We start from the raw sequence: 16656 nt of genomic DNA, 5'->3' as shown, positions 1-16656 counted from the left end.
ACCGACCCTCGGAGTCTCACTTGACGCACACCCCCCACACCGACGTCCTCATCGTGGGCAGCGGCATCATGGGGTCCGTCGTGGCCCGGCTGCTGCGCGAGACCGACCCTGCGCTGGAGATCACCATGGTCGACGGCGGCAGCGCGATCGGCGAGACGCCCGGTCTGCATCTGCACGACCTCGACGACCCGGTCCTGTGGTCGCGCTACAACGAACAGGTGGAAACCGGCATTCAGGGCATGTACACGGGCGCCGAGGTGGTGCGCGAGGTCGCGGACAGCCTCACCGGTCTCCCGCCCGGCATGTACCACGCGCTCGCCTTCGGCGAGGACGCCGAGGCGATGCCTGCGACGGCGCTGGCGTGGAACGCGGGCGGCATGGGCGTGCACTGGACGGCGGCGACGCCGTGGCCCGCCGGGGAGGAGGTGTTCGACTTCGGCGACCCGGCGCGCTGGGCGGCGGACCTGGAAACCGCGCGTCGCGTGCTCGCGGTCACGCCCGCCCCGATCGGCCCGACCGAGGTCGGCCGGATCGTGCTCGACGTCCTGCGCCGGCGCTTCGACGGCGTCGGGCCGGCCGACCGGCAGCCGCAGCCGATGCCGATGGCGGTCACTGCGACGGCCTCGGGCCTCCTGCCGCGCACGGCTCCGGGGACGGTCTTCCCCGCGCTGGCGACGGGTTCGGATCCGGCCTTCACACTGTTGACCGGCACCCTCGCGACCGCGCTCCTCGTCTCGGACAGCCGGGTCACCGGTGCCCGGCTGCGCCGGGTCGCCGACGGCGCCGCATCGGAAGTCCTCGCGGACACGGTGGTGGTGTGCGGCGACGCGGTGCGCACACCACAGCTGCTGTTCGCCTCCGGCATCCGCCCCCGGGCACTGGGCAGCCACCTCAACGAGCACGCCTTCATCACCGCCCGGGTCCTGCTCGACCTGGACCGGTTCGGCCTCGACCTGGACGCGCTCCCGCTGCCCGGCCCCGGCGAGTTCAGCACGGACTCCCTGTGGCTGCCGCAGAACGGAGCGGCCCAGCCCTTTCACGGTCAGATCATGAACCGGACGTACGTGGACGAGGGCGGCAGGCCCCTCGCGCACTCCGTGGGCCTGTCGCTGTACACCCCCGTCGAGTCCCGCCCCGAGAACCGGCTCGTGTTCTCGACGACCGAGACCGACCTCGCCGGGATGCCGCGGATCGGCGTCGAGTTCGGCTACTCCACGGCCGACCGGGCGCTCATCCGGCGGGCGCTCGACGAAGTCCGTTCGCTGGCCGAGGAGTTCGGCCCCTTCGACCCGGCGACCGAGAGCGCGCTCCTGCCGCCCGGCTCGTCGCTTCACCTGACCGGCACCGTCCGGGCCGGCGCCGCCGACGACGGCACCAGTGTGTGCGACCCGGACGGCAGGGTGTGGGGTTACGACAACCTGTACCTGGCCGGCAACGGCGTGATCCCCACCGCGATGGCCGCCAACGTCACCCTGACCGGTGCGGTGACCGCGGTACGGGCCGCGCGTGCCGTCGCCGCCCGCAACACAGCAACTGCCGTGCACCGTGCGGCACTTGGAGAGGAAGTCCGATCGTGATCGACATCGCCAGGGAATACCGCGTGGCACTGCCGGCGTGGATCGACGACGAGCTGGCCGACGTGCCCGCCGTGATCCCCGGCCGCGAGGACCGGATGCGCCTGGTGCACCGTCTCGCCGACCGCAACTGGCGCGAGGGCAACGGCGGCCCGTTCGCGGCGCTCGTCGCCGAGCAGGACACCGGCCGGATCGTCTCGGTCGGGGTGAACGTCGTCCTCCTCGCGGGCGTCTCCAGCGCGCACGCCGAGGTTCTCGCGCTCGGCCTGGCCCAGACGGCGACCGGCAGCTGGGACCTCGGCGGCGGGGGGCTGCCGGCACATGAGCTGGTCGTCAACTGGCGTCCGTGCGTGCAGTGTTACGGCGCCACCATGTGGTCCGGCGTGCGTGGACTGGTGGTCGCCGGCGAGGGCCCGGAGCTGGAGGAGATCACCACGTTCGACGAGGGCCCGCTCGGGGCGGACTGGGCCGAGCAGTTCGAGGCACGCGGCATCAAGGTCACGGGGGACGTGCTCCGGGACGAGGCCCTTGCCGTGTTCCGCAACTACCGGGAGGCCGTCGACGCCGACGGCGTCACCGTCTACAACGCCCGCGGAGGTGCCGAGTGACACCCCGGTTCGCGACCGACGTCGTCACCTTCTACCACCCGGAGTTCTGGGGGCTCGACTCCGCCGACGCCCTGCGCGACTGGGCCCTCGACCACCCCAGGACGTTCTGGGTCCGGGTGATGGACGCGCTGGCCGAGGCAGGCGTCACCGGCATCGAGCTGACCTTCGCCCCCGGCGGCATCGACGCGGCCCTGCGAGCCTTCGGCAGCGCGGCCTCCTTCCGCCGTGAACTCGCCGCCCGCGGCCTGTCCGTGGTGAGTGCCTTCGTCGCCGACGCCGACGCCCCCGACTGGCGGCACGGCGACAACCTGCCCGCGATCGTCGCCGACGCCGAGCGGCGCGCGGCCTTCCTCGCCGAAGCGGGCGCGGAGATCCTCGTGACCGGGCTGCCCATGCGTACGACGTTCGGGACGCGTCCGCCCTTCTTCGTCGACGCCGCCTACATGACGCGGATGGCCGACATCGCCCATGTGGTCGGTGAGGCCGTCTCCCGGCAGGGTGTGAAGCTCGCCTTCCACACGGAGTCGCACAGCACGCTCTGGTACGAGCGGGACATCGACCTGTTCATGGCGCTGACCGACCCGCGCTACGTGTGGCTGTGCCCCGACTCCTGCCACATTGCACTCGGCGGGGGCGACCCCGTTGCGGTGGCGCGTCGCCACGCACCGCGCATCGCACTGGCGCACTGGAAGGACGCGGTCAAACCGATCGACGTCCACCTCACCATCGACGAAACGATCTTCGCCCGACAGCAGCCGTACATGACCGCACCGGGCACGGGCATCGTCGACTGGCGAGGCTGGGCCGACGCGATGTCCCGCACCCCGGGCGCCGGCATCGTGCTCATCGAGCTGGACGAGGCGGCCGATCCCGTTGCCGCGCTCCGGGCGGGGACGGAGGTCGCGAACGCGGCCCGGGCGTGATCGGTCCCGGGAGCGGATCTACCCTTGCCCCGTGACCAGCTTCGATCAGTCGGACCAGGCGGGCAGCGCGCCGCGGCCGCAGTCGTTGATGCTGAGCTTCTTCGGCATTCACGCCCTGGGCCGGGACGTCGCCCTGTCGGCGAGCAGCCTGATCGACGTGTTCGGGCAGGCCGGGATCACCGAGGACGCCGTACGGTCGACGCTGACCCGCATGGTCAAGCGCGGTCTGCTGGAACGGCACCGCAGGGGTCGCAAGACGTACTTCGGGCCCACGCCCCGCGCCACCCGCGTCCTGCAGGACGGCCACGACCGCATCTGGCACACCGGCGCGGTCAACCGCACCTGGGACGGCACCTGGACCCTGGTCGGCTTCTCCCTCCCGGAAGCGTGGCGCCGCGAGCGTCACGATCTGCGCTCCCGTCTGCTGTGGAGCGGTTTCGGCCCGCTGCAGAACGGCCTGTGGGTGGCGCCCGGCACGGTGAACGTGCCCGAGGTGGTCGCGGGGCTCGGCCTCGACCCGTATTTGAGGGTCTTCCAGGGAGCCACGGCGGTCGCCCCGACCGACGCCCGGACGGTCCTGCACACGGCGTTCGACGTGGAGTCCGTCGCCAAGGGATACGAGGCGTTTCTGGCCCGCTGGAGCACGGACGCCGACGAACCGGCGGACGCACTCGTACGGCAGCTGCTGCTGCACACCGACTGGCTGGATCAGGTCCGCCAGGATCCTCATCTGCCCGCAGAGCACCTGCCCGAGGACTGGCCGGCGGCCCGTGCGGAGGAGCGGTTCCACGAGCTGGCGCGCGGCTGCGCGGAGCCGGCCCGTCGGGCGGCCGCGAGCGTGCTGGACGTGATCGCGGTGGCCGTCCCGTAGTACCGCCCGGACATCCGGTGGCACCCGCCGGGCACAGCCATGCCCATCGTTACTGGGCAATCTATTGACCGCCGTCGAAAAACTGCCCTACATTCATCGCGTTCTCGGCGTCCCCACATCGCTCAAAGCCGCCCAGCCGCTCAAAGGGGAGCACACGTGTCCACCGAAACGCGCACCCAAACCGGTTCCACCGCCGTCTCGCAACCATCCGGCGGCCTGCCCGTCGGAACCCTGATCGCCGGCTGCTTCGCGGTCTGTCTGGCACAGATCGCGCTGGCCATGCCGGCCACGCTGAACGGGCTCTTCCAGGAGGACCTGCACCCCGTCGGTTCGCAGCTGACCTGGATCTCGGACGCGTTCCTGCTGCCCGTCTCCGTACTGGAGCTGACCTTCGGCGTCCTCGGCGACCTCTTCGGCCGCAAGCGCCTGCTGGTCGGCGGCGGTGCGCTGCTGGTGGTCGGCGAGGCGCTGGCCGCCGCCAGCACCGGCATCCACACGCTCTGGGTGGGCCAGGCCATCGCCGGTCTGGGCGCGGCGGCACTGTTCCCGACATCGCTCGCGATGATCGCCGCGGGCACCCACTCGGCCAAGGACCGCGCCCGCACCATCACCATCTGGGCGGCGGCCCTGTCCAGCGGCGGCTTCGTCGCCCCCGTCCTGGGCGGCATCACCGGCAACTACGGCTCCTGGCGCTGGGCCTTCATCGTGGTCACGGGCCTGGCTCTGATCAGCACCGTGCTCAGCCAGCTGCTCGCCCACAACTCCAGTGCGCCGGAAGGCCGTTCACTCGACCTGGCGGGCCAGATCACCATCGGCATCGGCATGTTCGCCCTGCTGTACGCGGTGATCCAGGGCCCGGCGGACGGCTGGAGCGCGGCGCCGGTGGTGATCGCGTACGTGGTCGCCGCGGTGTTCATCGGCCTGTTCGTCGTGGCCGAACGCCGAGCCTCCTCTCCTCTGCTCCGGCTGGGCCTGTTCAGGAACCGGGCCTTCGCGGTGGCGTCGTTCGTCGCGGTGGTCGGCATGTTCAGCTACCTCGGCACCGCCTACGCGACCAGCATTCGGCTCGGCCCGATCCAGCACCAGAGCCCGCTGCGCGGCTCGTTCGCGTTCATCCTGCTCAACGCCTGGACGCTGCTGCTGATGCCGCTGATCTCCCGGCTGCTGGAGAAGGTCAGCCCGCGCTGGGTGCTGGGCGCCGGCCTCGGGCTGATGGCGACGGGAGACTTCATCGCCGCCACCCTCTCGGTCCACGACCGCGCCCTGACCTCCCTGATCCTGCCGATCGGCCTGGTCGGCATCGGCTTCGCGCTGACGGTCTCCTCGATCACGGCGACGGCCGTCAACACGGTGGAGGTCCACTACGCGGGCATGGCCAGCGCGTCGACGAGCCTGCTGCGCGACTTCGGCTTCACGCTCGGCCCGGCGGTCATCGGCGCCATCGCGCTGAGCCGCGCGGCGGACGAGTTCACGTCGAAGCTGGCCACCTCCCACCTCTCCGCCGAGGTCAAGGCGGCGGCAGGGCAGGTGGCAGCGGAGGGCGGCCCGCTCGCCTCCAACTCCGTACCGCCGTCCTCCCCGCCGGGAGGCGCGGTCCCCATCGCCCTGGAAGCCCTCGGCAACGGCTACGCCATCGGCTACGTGATCTGCGGCATCTCGGCCCTGGCCTGCTGCCTGCTCAGCGTGATCGCGCTGCGCGGGAAGGGCGACGAGGACGCGACGGTGGGCATCGCCAAGGAGGAGGCGCCCGCGGCCGCCTGACCAGCCGTGAGGCCCCGCAGCAGACGGTGCCGGTCCACCGGGCCGGCACCGTCATGTCACCGCACTGTCACAGAAGATCCACACGTGTCACAGCTGATCCACAGGAGAAACCCCCGGTGAGGCAGTCGTGTCTCCATGGTCGGGCGCCGGCGAGGACCGGCCCCGCACCATCCGAACTCGGGGGACTCCATGCAGTACGTGAACGGCATCCGCAAGGCCGCACTGGCGATCGCCGCGCTCTCGGCCGCCCTGTCGGTGACCGCGTGTCAGGCCGACGGCTCCAAGGCGGGGGCCGAAACGGTGTCGAAGGCGCCGAGCAGTGCGCCGTCCGCTTCCACCACACCGGGCACGGCGACCCCGACAGCCTCCACCGCGCCCACGTCGAAGGCGCCGACCGCGACCGCTTCCCCCATATCGGGGTCGGGTTCCACGGGTACGGCCGTGAAGACGTGCGCGGCAACCGCCCTCAAGCTGACGGCGCACCAGGCCGCCGACCGCCCGGACGGCACCGGAACCGGAGCGGCGGTGGTCGAGTTCACCAATGTCTCCGGCAAGCCGTGCACCGTGCAGGGCCACCCCACGGTGGCCGGAGCGGGCAACGGCTCCCCGGACCACAACGCCCCGCTGAAGGTGACGCCCGCCGGCTCCGCCGCGCCGGTCAAGCTGGCTCCTGGCGCCAAGGCCTGGCTGAAGCTGACCTTCGTCCAGGTCCAGGGCGAGGCGGACGGCTACTGCAAGTCCGGTGCCAAGCCGGTCGCGTACCCGACGCTGGTGGTCGCCCTGCCCGGCTCCGGGGCACACCAGGTCGCCCTGGACGACGGTGTCTTCGCAGAGTGCGACAACACGGTGTCCGCCACTGCCGTGTCGGCCGCGACTGCCTGAGCCCACAGGACATTTTCACCATGGACACCGGCTGGGTTCGCATTCTCCTCAATTCGGTCCGCCTGCCCTGATTTATTGGCTGGTCGGTCACGGGATCCGTGACCGGCCAGCTCGATACGGACAAGGACCAGACTGTGACACCCAACTCAGCCACAGACGATCATCTGCCGGTCTACGAAAGCCTGCTGCGTGAGCGCGGTGACGTGGTGGCGGAGGCCCGCGTCGCCGCCGAGCAGATGCAGCACCAGGCGCCGCAGGCGCTGAGCGGCCACGACTGGCTTCCGTCGGAGCCCGGCCCTCAGTAGGCCCCCTCCTCCCCGTAGGCTCAACACCATTGACCTGCAAGGGGATTGACGGCCGTCGTGCCGCGGCACGGGCCGGAGGGGCAGGAACATGACGCACGACGGGCTGATCCGGCCGCTGCCGGAGCTGCTGAAGGCGCATGCGGAGGAGGCACCGTCACGTGTGGCGTTCGCCGACGACGTGCGTGCCGTCACCTACGAGGAGTTGGAGCGGCGCACCGGGAGACTTGCCGCGTACCTCGCCCGGACCGGCCTCGGGCGGGGCGAGCGGGTCGCGATCTGCCTGGGCAACTGTGTGGAGACGGTGGAGAGTGTGCTTGCCGCCGTCAGGGCGGGGGCGGTCGGGGTGCCGCTCAATCCCCGGTCCTCCGACGCCGAACTCGCCCATTTCCTCGAGGACAGCGGCGCCTCCGTCCTCGTCACCGACCCCGCGCACCTGGCCCGACTGCACCGCCTGGGTCCCGGACACCGCCGTACGCGCATCCTGCTGACCGGCCCGGGACCGGTCCCCGAGGACGCCCCGGAGGGCACGGTCCTCTTCGGCGCCATCGCCGCCGATCCCTCTCCCGCCGGGCCGCCTCGGGACGACCTCGGGCTCGACGAGCCCGCCTGGATGCTCTACACCTCCGGCACCACACACCGCCCCAAGGGCGTGCTGTCCACCCAGCGCGCCGCCCTGTGGTCGGCGGCAGCCTGCTACGCCCCGCTCTTCGGGCTCTCCTCCGCGGACCGGCTGCTGTGGCCGCTGCCGCTGTTCCACAGCTTCGGGCACTCCCTTGCCGTGCTGGGCGTCACCGCCGTCGGCGCGAGCGCCAGGATCACCGCCGAACTCCTCCCGCCCGACGGCCTGTTGCGGGAGCTGCGCACACCGGTCGCAGACCTGGGCGGCCCCTACACCGTCCTGGCCGGGGTGCCCGCCACCTACCACCGACTGCTGGCGTCCGCCGGGGATGCCGTATCCCCTCCGGCGCTGCGGACCTGCATCGTGGCGGGCGCACCCAGCGCACCTTCCCTGCGCCAGGCGGTGGAGGACCTGTTGGGGGCTCCGCTGCTCGACGCGTACGGCTCCACCGAGACGTGCGGCATGATCGCGGTGAACCGTCCGGACGGGCCGCGGGTCGACGGTTCCTGCGGTCCGCCGGTGCCGGGCATGGAGGTGCGCGTCGTCGATCCGGGCTCCGGCAACGATGTCGCGGACGGCGACGAGGGCGAGATCTGGGTGCGCGGCCCGAGCCTCATGACCGGCTACCACCACCGGCCCAAGGAGACCGAGGCCGCGCTGCGGGACGGCTGGTACCGCACCGGGGACCTCGGCCGGCGCGTCGCACACGGCCATCTCATCCTCACCGGCCGGGTCAGCGAGCTGATCATCCGAGGCGGGGAGAACATCCACCCCACGGAGATCGAACAGGCCCTGCTGCGCTGCCCCGGTGTGCGGGACGCGGTCGTGGTGGGCGTGGAGCACGACGTCCTCGGCGAGGTCCCGGTGGCCTATGTCGTCCCGGGACCGGAAGGGTTCGACCCGCGGCAGGTCCTGGACCTGTGCCGTACCCGGCTGGCCGAGTACAAGCTGCCCGTCGAGATCCGCGAGATCGCGGCCGTTCCCCGCACGGCGTCCGGCAAGATCGCCCGCCACGCGGTCGTCACCGGAGCGGCCCGGCCCGCGACCGTCATCCCTGCGGCCCCCGACTCCCCCACGGCCGCCGCGGGATCCCTGCGGCAGCGGCTGCTGTCCCTTCCGTCAAAGGGGCGGGAGCGCGCGCTGCGCGAGGCGGTGCTCGCGGAGACCGCCGCGGTCTGCGCGGGCGGACCGTACGAACGGCTCGACGCCGACGGCCCGTTCACAGATCTCGGCCTGACCTCGGTGGGCGCCGTCACGCTCGTCGACCGGCTCGGCGAGGCGACCGGGCTGCGGCTCCCCCCGACGCTCGTCTTCGACCATCCCACGCCGGCCGCGTTGGCACGGCACCTGCACAGCACCCTGTTCACCCCGGCCACCGCGGCTGAGCCGCCCGCCGCCGCAGACGCGGGCGCGGACGATCCGGTGGTGATCGTCGCCATGGGCTGCCGCCTGCCCGGCGACGTCGAATCCCCCGAGGACCTGTGGCGGCTGGTGTCGCAGGGCAGGGACGCGATCTCGGGGTTCCCCACCGACCGGGGCTGGGACCTGGCCGGCCTCTACGACCCGGACCCGGACCGGATCGGCACCTCGTACACACGCCACGGCGGATTCCTGCACCGGGCCGCGGAGTTCGACGCGGGCCTGTTCGGGATCTCGCCGCGCGAGGCGCTGGCCATGGATCCGCAGCAGCGGCTGCTGCTGGAGACCTCGTGGGAGGTCTGGGAGCGGGCGGGCATCGATCCGGCCGCGATCCGCGAGAGCGACACCGGCGTGTTCGTGGGGGTGATGTACGGCGACTACTCCTCCCGCCTCACCCGGCACGAACTGGAGGCCCATCTGGGTCTGGGCTCGGCCGGCAGCGTGGCCTCCGGCCGGATCTCGTACGTGTACGGCCTGCGCGGGCCCTCGATCACCCTCGACACCGCGTGCTCCTCCTCGCTGGTGGCGCTGCACTGGGCGGCGAAGGCGCTGCGCTCCGGGGAGTGTTCGCTTGCGCTGGCGGGCGGGGTCACGGTGATGGCGACGCCGAAGCCGTTCCTGGCGTTCAGCCGTCAGCGCGGTCTGTCGCCCGACGGCCGCTGCAAGTCGTTCTCGGCCGCGGCGGACGGCACCGCCTGGGCCGAGGGCGCGGGCCTGGTGCTGCTGGAACGGCTGTCGGACGCCCGCCGCCACGGCCACCCGGTGCTGGCCGTGCTGCGCGGCTCCGCGGTCAACTCCGACGGCGCGTCCAACGGGCTGACGGCCCCCAACGGACAGGCCCAGCAGCGGCTGATCACGCAGGCACTCGCCGACGCCCGGCTCCGCCCGCAGGACGTGGACGCGGTGGAGGCGCACGGCACGGGCACCACACTCGGCGACCCCCTGGAGGCGCGGGCCCTGCTGGCCACCTACGGCCAGGGGCGCCCCGAGGACCGGCCGCCACTCCGGCTCGGCTCGGTCAAGTCCAATCTCGGTCACACCCAGGCGGCCGCGGGCGTCACCGGAGTCATCAAGATGGTGCAGGCCCTGCACCACGAGGAACTCCCCCGAACCCTGCACGCACAGACCCCCACACCGCACGTCGACTGGTCCGCAGGCCGAGTCGAGCTGCTGACCGAGGCCCGCCCATGGCCGGCAACGGACAACAGACCGCGCCGCGCCGGCGTATCGGCCTTCGGCATCGGCGGCACGAACGCGCACGTAATCCTGGAGGAGCCACCGGAGCAGCCCGGCGCCGACGAGGCAGCCGCAAGCGTCCTCAGTGAAGTCCGCTGCGCAGCGGCAGCGCCCCAAAGGGGCGCGGGGAACTGCGCGACCAGCCACGACGAAGTCGCAGACAAACGACGGCCCCGCCACCCCGCACTTCCAGCAGAGCGGGACGCACCAGTGCCCTGGCTACTCTCCGGCGCCGACGATGCAGCCCTGCGGGCCCAGGCCCGCCGGCTCGCGGACCACCTGACGGCCCGCCCCGACCTCTCGACAGCAGACGTCGGCTTCTCCCTGGCCGTGTCCAGGTCGGCGCTCGCCCACCGGGCGATGGTGCCGGCCGACGACCGGGCGCGCATGCGGGCAGCCTTGGATGCACTCGCCGAGGGCGGCGACGGCATCGGTTCGATGCGAGCCGTCGCGGACCCGGGCCTGCGCACGGCCTTCCTGTTCACCGGACAGGGAGCCCAACGCGTCCGGATGGGCGCGGAGTTGTGCACCGCGTTCCCCGTGTTCGCCACGGCCTTCGACGACGTCTGCCGGGAGCTCGACAACCACCTCGAACGGCCGCTGGGCCAGGTGCTGTCCGCGGAGCGGGGTTCGCCCGAGGCCGCCCTGCTCGACCGTACGGACTTTACGCAGGCCGGTCTGTTCGCCTTCGAGGTGGCGCTGTTCCGGCTGCTGGAGTCCTGGGGTGTGCGGGCCGACTTCCTGACCGGTCACTCCGTGGGGGAACTGGCGGCGGCCCACGTCGCCGGAGTGCTGGATCTGCCCGCCGCGGCCGAACTGGTCGCGGCCCGTGGCCGGTTGATGCAGGCTCTGCCCGCCGGCGGGGCGATGATGGCCCTGCACACGACGGAGGAGGAGGTCCTCGCCGCGCTCGAGAACGCCGGCGACCGGGTGGCGATCGCCTCCCTCAACGGGCCGCGCTCGGTGGTGATCTCCGGCCCACGGGAGACGGTGCTGGCCGTCGCGGCCGGGTTCGAGGCGCGCGGCCGCAGGACCGTACGTCTGAGGGTCGCCCACGCCTTCCACTCACCGCTGGTGGAGCCGATGCTCGACGACTTCCGCCGGGTCGCCGAGGGGCTGGCCTTCCGTCCGCCACGGATACCCGTGGTGTCGGCCGTGACGGGCCGCCCGGTCGAGGCCGGGGAGCTGTGCTCCCCGGAGTACTGGGTACGGCACGCCCGCCGGCCGGTGCGGTTCGCCGACGCCCTGCAATGGCTCGGGGACAACGGCGTCTCGGCGTTCCTCGAAATCGGCCCCGGCCCCGCGCTCACGGCGGCGGCCGAGGACTGTCTGACCGGTCCGGGCGGCGACGGGCCGTTGTGCGTCACGGCCACCCGCGGCGGCGAACACGAGCCGCAGACCCTCCTGACCGCCGTGGCCCGCCTCCATGTGCACGGGGCGCGGGTCGACTGGCCCGCGGTGTTCGCGGACAGCGGGGCCCGACAGGTGGACCTGCCGACGTACGCATTCCAGCGCCGCCGGTACTGGCTGGACGCACCGCACACCCCGGCCCCGGTGACGGCCGCCCACGAACACCCGCTGCTGGGCCCGGCGTTCACCGTGCCGGACACCGACCGCACGGTGTTCTCCGGCCTGCTCTCCCCCACCACGCACCCATGGCTAACCGACCATGTGATCGCCGGGGCGGTCCTCGTCCCTGCGACGGTGTTCGTGGAACTGGCGCTGCAGGCGGGCCACGAGGCCGGCTGCGGCACCCTCGACGAACTCGTGGTCGTGGCCCCCCTCACCCTCGCCCAGGACACGGGGGTACGCGTCCAACTCGTCGTAGGCAAGCCGGACGAGTCCGCCCGGCGCCCCTTCGAGGTCTACGCCCGCCCCGACCTGGACGGAGAGCCCGCCTGGACCCGGCACGCCACCGGCCTGCTCGGCCCGGCCCCCGGGGAGACTCCGCCGCCGGACCCGGAATTGACGGCATGGCCCCCGGAGGGCGCCGTCGAGGTCGACCTCACGGACGCCTACGACGGCCTGGCGGACGGCGGGCTCGCGTACGGGCCGGCCTTCCGGGGCGTACGTTCGGTGTGGCGGCGCGGCGACGAGCTGTTCGCGGAAGTCCGGCTGCCCGAAAGGGAGTCGACCGGCGCCGACCGGTTCGGGGTGCATCCGGCGCTGCTCGACGCGGCACTGCACGCACCGCTGCTGACGGGCTCCGCGGCCGAGGCGGAGGCTCCCCGGGTGCCGTTCGCGTGGACCGGCGTGCGGCTGTATGCGGCGGGCGCGCCGGAGGTGCGCGTACGGATCGCCCCGACAGGAGCGGACGCGCTGTCGGTGACGCTCGCCGACTCGGCGGGCCGCCCTGTGGCGCGCGTGGAATCTCTCGTCACCCGGGAACTCCCGGTCCGGACGGCCGAACTCGACGTGGTGCGGCACGCTTTGTGGCGCCCCGACTGGACCCCCGTCGAGCCGTCCGCCGGCGAGCGGCACACCACCACGGCACGCTGGGCGCTCCTGGGCCCGGACGAGCTGGACCTGCGCGCGCTGCTCCCCGACGTCGAGGACACCTCCGCACGCGAACCGGACACCCTCGTCGTCACGGCCGTCGGCACGGCGACGGATCCCGGTCCGCTGCCCGCCGTGCACGCGCTGACGGCGAGGGTGCTGCGCACACTGCAGGACTGGCAGGACGACCCGCGAACGGCGGGCTCGCGCCTGGTGGTGCTGACGCGGAACGCAACCGCACCGGATCCGGACCTGGCCGGTGCCGCGGTGTGGGGGCTGGTGCGTACGGCCCAGTCCGAGATACCCGGGCGCATCACTCTCGTCGACGTGGACGGACACCCCGAGTCGCTACGTCTCCTGCCGACGGCCGTGGCCGGCGGACAGCCCCAACTGTCCATCCGTTCCGGCACGTTGAGGGTGCCGCGACTGGCCCGGGCCGCCGGCACCACGTCCGTAGACGCCCCTCGCTGGGCCGGGACCGTCCTGATCACCGGCGGTACCGGCGCCCTGGGTGCGGAACTCGCCCGTCATCTGGTCACCTCGTACGGCGTACGGCACCTGCTGCTCACCGGGCGCCAGGGACCCCAGGCGCCGGGCGCCGGGGAACTGCGTGCCACGCTGGAGGAGTTGGGCGCCGAGGTGCGGATCGTGGCCTGCGACGCGACCGACCGGGCCGCGCTCGCCGAGGTGATCAACAGCTGTGCGCCCGCGCTGACCGCGGTGGTGCATGCGGCCGGGGTGCTGGACGACGGGGTCCTCACCGCGCTGACCCCCGAGCGGATGGCCACGGTGCTGCGGCCGAAGGCGGATGCGGCCTGGCATCTGCACGAGCTGACGCGGGACCTGGACCTGTCGGCGTTCGTCCTGTTCTCCTCGGTGTCCGGACTGCTGGGCCGCGCGGGCCAGGGCAACTACGCGGCGGCGAACTCCTTCCTGGACGCCCTGGCCCGCCACCGCACTCGACTCGGTCTGCCGGCCGTGTCCTTGGCGTGGGGGCCGTGGGAGGCCGCAGGGGGTATGGCCGGCGCACAGCAGCGGGAAGGTGACGCGCTCCGGTCTCTTTCGACGGCACAGGGCCTGGCCCTGTTCGACGCGGCGCTCCGCGAGGGCGAGCCGGTGCTGGCGCCCGTCCTGGTGGACCGGGCCAACCTCCGTTCCGCCCAAGGGCCCTTGCCGCCGCTCCTGCACGGGCTGGTGCGCCCTCGTACACCTGCCGCCGAGAAGGCCCGGACCGGACCGGAGCAGGCGTGGGAGCCGGGAGCATGGCGCCAGGTGCTGGCCGCTCTTCCCGCCGCTCAACGGGAGGGCAGACTCACGGAGTTGATGAAGGCCGACGTCGCGGCCGTGCTCGGATACCCGGACGCCGACGCACTCCCGGCCGGCAAGTCCTTCGCCGAGCTGGGCTTCGACTCGCTGATGGCGGTGCAGGTCCGCAACCGGCTGAGCATGGCTCTGCGGCTGCGGCTGTCGGCCGCCGTGGTGTTCGAGCAGCCGACGGCCCAGGGGCTGGCCCGTCACATACTCGGCCTGCTCGAGGACGACCTTCCGGCGGCGGCGCCCGACGCCACGGGGGCACCGGGCCCGCGGCCCGCGCAGACCCTGTCCTCGCTCTACCGGCGGGTCTGCGAGGCCGGTCAGGTGGTCGCCGCGATGCAGATGCTGGTCACGGCGTCCTGGGCGGTCCCCACGTTCGACGCGACCGAAAGCCGGCAGCACGCGATCCCGCCGTTGCGGCGCGCAACCGGTGCCGGGGATCGCGGCCCGGTGCTCGTGTTCTTCACCGGCACCCACCCGACGTTCGACGCGCCGGGCGGGGAGTTCGCCCGCTTCCACGCCTGTTTTCAAGGGGAGTCGGACGTCGTCGAGTTCCCGCACCCGGGCATCGGTGCGGGCGGCGCGGTGCCGGTCGACCGGGAGACCCTGGCTCTCACCCACGCCGAGTCGGTGCTTCGGCATGTCGGCGGCAGACCCTTCGTGGTCGTCGGCGTCAGCACCGGGGGCACCGTGGCACACGCCGTGACCCGGCGGCTCGAAGCGATGGGGGCCGCTCCCGTCGGGCAGGTGCTGCTGGACACGTACCTCGTCAACGACGGCAACAGCGACAAGGACTGGCTGCTGTCCCTGCCCGCGGTCATCGCGCCGCGTCTGGGCGGCACCGAGTTCGCCGGGGACGAGGACGCGGGCGTTGCCGCGCTGGGGGCGTACACCCGCATGTTCCTCGGCTGGGACCCGGAGCCGGTCGACACCCCGACCCTGCTGGTGGGTGCCACCCGGCCCACCCCCGAGATGGCGGCGAGCGCGGGCCCGGACGCGTGGCCGACGTCCTGGCCGCTGCCGCACACCCGGGTCGACGTCCCGGGCGACCACTTCTCGTTCATGCAGGAGCACGCCCGGACCACGGTGGCGGCTATCCGCGCATGGATCGACTCCCTCGGAGGACAACAGTGACTGTTGCACAACCCCCCAGTGAACGCGGGCCGGTTGAGGAGTTCGACGTGATCGTCGTGGGCGGTGGTCCGGCCGGGTCCACCGCCGCCACCGCGGTCGCCCTGCGCGGCCATCGCGTGCTGCTCCTGGAACAACAGACATTTCCCCGCTACCAGATCGGCGAGTCGCTGCTGCCGTCCACCGTGCACGGTGTGTGCCGCATCCTGGGCGTCGAGGACGAGGTCGCGCGGGCGGGCTTCAAGCTCAAACGCGGCGGGACCTTCCGGTGGGGCCGGAACCGGGATCCGTGGCAGTTCTCCTTCGCCCTCTCTCCCCGGCTGGCCGACCCGACCTCGTTCGCCTACCAGGTCGAGCGGTCCCGGTTCGACGCGATCCTGCTGGACAACGCCCGCCGGGTCGGCGTCGACGTGAGGGAGGGCTGCCGCGTCAAAGGCGTGCTCGCCGACGAGGAGCGGGTGCGGGGCGTCAGCTGGAGCGGCCCCGGCGGCGAAGACCGCGAGGCCCGGGCCCGCTATGTCGTGGACGCCTCCGGCAACGGCAGCCGGATCCACGCCGAGGTCGGCGGCAGGCGGACGTACTCCGACTTCTTCCGCAACATCGCGGTGTTCGGCTACTTCGCCGGAGGCAAGCGGCTGCCGAAACCGAACGACGGCAACATCTTCTGCGCCGCGTTCGACGAAGGCTGGATCTGGTACATCCCCCTGCGCGACGACCTCACCAGTGTGGGAGCGGTGGTGAGCCGGGAGAACGCCGCCGGGATACAGCGGGACCCGGCGGCGGCCTGGCGCCGGCTGATCGACTCGTGCCCCGAGGTCCGCGACCTCCTCCAGGGGGTGCCACAAGCCACCGAGGTGCCGTACGACCAGGTCCGCGTCCGCAAGGACTGGTCGTACTGGAAGTCCCGGCTGTGGCGCCCCGGCATGGTGCTGGCCGGTGACGCGGCATGCTTCGTCGACCCGGTGCTCTCCTCCGGCGTGCACCTCGCCACGTACGGTGCCCTGCTCGCGGCCCGCTCCATCAACAGCGGCCTGGCCGGGACGTTGGACGAGGGGCGCCTGTTCGACGAGTTCGAGGCCCGCTACCGGCACGAGTACCGCCTGTTCTACGAGTTCCTGGTCTCCTTCTACGACATGCACCAGGACGAGCGTTCGTACTTCTGGAAGGCCCGCAAGGTCACCAACGTGGGCGCGACGGAACTGGAGGCGTTCGTGGAACTGGTGGGCGGTCTGGCCTCCGGCGACACCACCTTCGACGGACTCGGGGAGGCGGGCGCCCGCCTGGCCACGGCCGCCACGGAACTCGACACGGCCGTGGGCCGCCTCCCGGACTCCGACGGTCTGCGCAATCCGCTCTTCGAGTCCAGCGCCGTCCGCCAGGTCTTCCAGGAGGGTGCGGTCCTGCAGGAACGAGGCGTGTTCGGCGGCCCGTTGGAGGAGGAGACGCCGGTGCGGCCCGGCGGGCTGGTGGCCTCGGAGGACGGGCTCACGTGGGTGGCACCCCTCAAGTGACGTCCC

At 72.6% G+C, this 16656-nt stretch carries 9 protein-coding genes; all 9 read left to right on the top strand.

The genetic code is table 11. The features are described from left to right. Positions 1–20: 20 nt before the first annotated feature. The 9 genes from ACFY10_RS35920 to ACFY10_RS35880 all read left to right on the top strand — a co-directional run bounded on the left by ACFY10_RS35920 (position 21) and on the right by ACFY10_RS35880 (position 16650). Positions 21–1577, top strand: coding sequence for a GMC oxidoreductase (locus ACFY10_RS35920; RefSeq protein WP_390669433.1), 1557 nt, complete (start codon positions 21–23; stop codon positions 1575–1577). Beyond that, a complete protein-coding gene (locus tag ACFY10_RS35915; protein WP_390669432.1) occupies positions 1574–2182 on the top strand; it encodes a nucleoside deaminase in 609 nt (202 codons plus the stop codon). The genes ACFY10_RS35920 and ACFY10_RS35915 overlap by 4 nt, the downstream gene beginning before the upstream one ends. Next, positions 2179–3105, top strand: coding sequence for a sugar phosphate isomerase/epimerase family protein (locus ACFY10_RS35910; protein ID WP_390669431.1), 927 nt, complete (start codon positions 2179–2181; stop codon positions 3103–3105). Before ACFY10_RS35915 ends, ACFY10_RS35910 begins: the two co-directional genes overlap by 4 nt. 31 nt (positions 3106–3136) lie before the next feature. After that, entirely contained in the window at positions 3137–3976 is an 840-nt protein-coding gene (locus ACFY10_RS35905) for a PaaX family transcriptional regulator C-terminal domain-containing protein (RefSeq protein WP_390669430.1), read from the top strand. Between the two features lie 156 nt (positions 3977–4132). Further along, positions 4133–5737: an MFS transporter gene (locus ACFY10_RS35900; RefSeq protein ID WP_390669429.1), complete on the top strand. Its 1605-nt coding sequence runs from the start codon at positions 4133–4135 to the stop codon at positions 5735–5737. Positions 5738–5926: 189 nt separating this feature from the next. Next, complete coding sequence (locus tag ACFY10_RS35895; protein ID WP_390669428.1) at positions 5927–6619, top strand: DUF4232 domain-containing protein; 693 nt, start codon at positions 5927–5929, stop codon at positions 6617–6619. A gap of 134 nt (positions 6620–6753) precedes the next feature. Next, a complete protein-coding gene (locus ACFY10_RS35890) occupies positions 6754–6924 on the top strand; it encodes a hypothetical protein (RefSeq protein ID WP_390669427.1) in 171 nt (56 codons plus the stop codon). A gap of 88 nt (positions 6925–7012) precedes the next feature. After that, on the top strand, positions 7013–15142 hold the full coding sequence (locus ACFY10_RS35885) for an SDR family NAD(P)-dependent oxidoreductase (RefSeq protein ID WP_390669426.1): 8130 nt from the start codon (positions 7013–7015) through the stop codon (positions 15140–15142). A gap of 47 nt (positions 15143–15189) precedes the next feature. After that, positions 15190–16650, top strand: coding sequence for a tryptophan 7-halogenase (locus tag ACFY10_RS35880; protein WP_390669425.1), 1461 nt, complete (start codon positions 15190–15192; stop codon positions 16648–16650). Positions 16651–16656: the final 6 nt, after the last annotated feature.

The sequence above is a fragment of the Streptomyces sp. NPDC001401 genome, assembly GCF_042895385.1.
Taxonomy (GTDB): domain Bacteria; phylum Actinomycetota; class Actinomycetes; order Streptomycetales; family Streptomycetaceae; genus Streptomyces.
This window is presented reverse-complemented; position numbering and strand designations above follow the sequence as displayed.

Excerpts from the sequence above, each read along its gene's own strand:
- ACFY10_RS35895 (WP_390669428.1), top strand. The coding sequence starts at position 5,927 with ATGCAGTACGTGAACGGCATCCGCAAGGCCGCACTGGCGATCGCCGCG.
- ACFY10_RS35885 (WP_390669426.1), top strand. The coding sequence starts at position 7,013 with ATGACGCACGACGGGCTGATCCGGCCGCTGCCGGAGCTGCTGAAGGCG.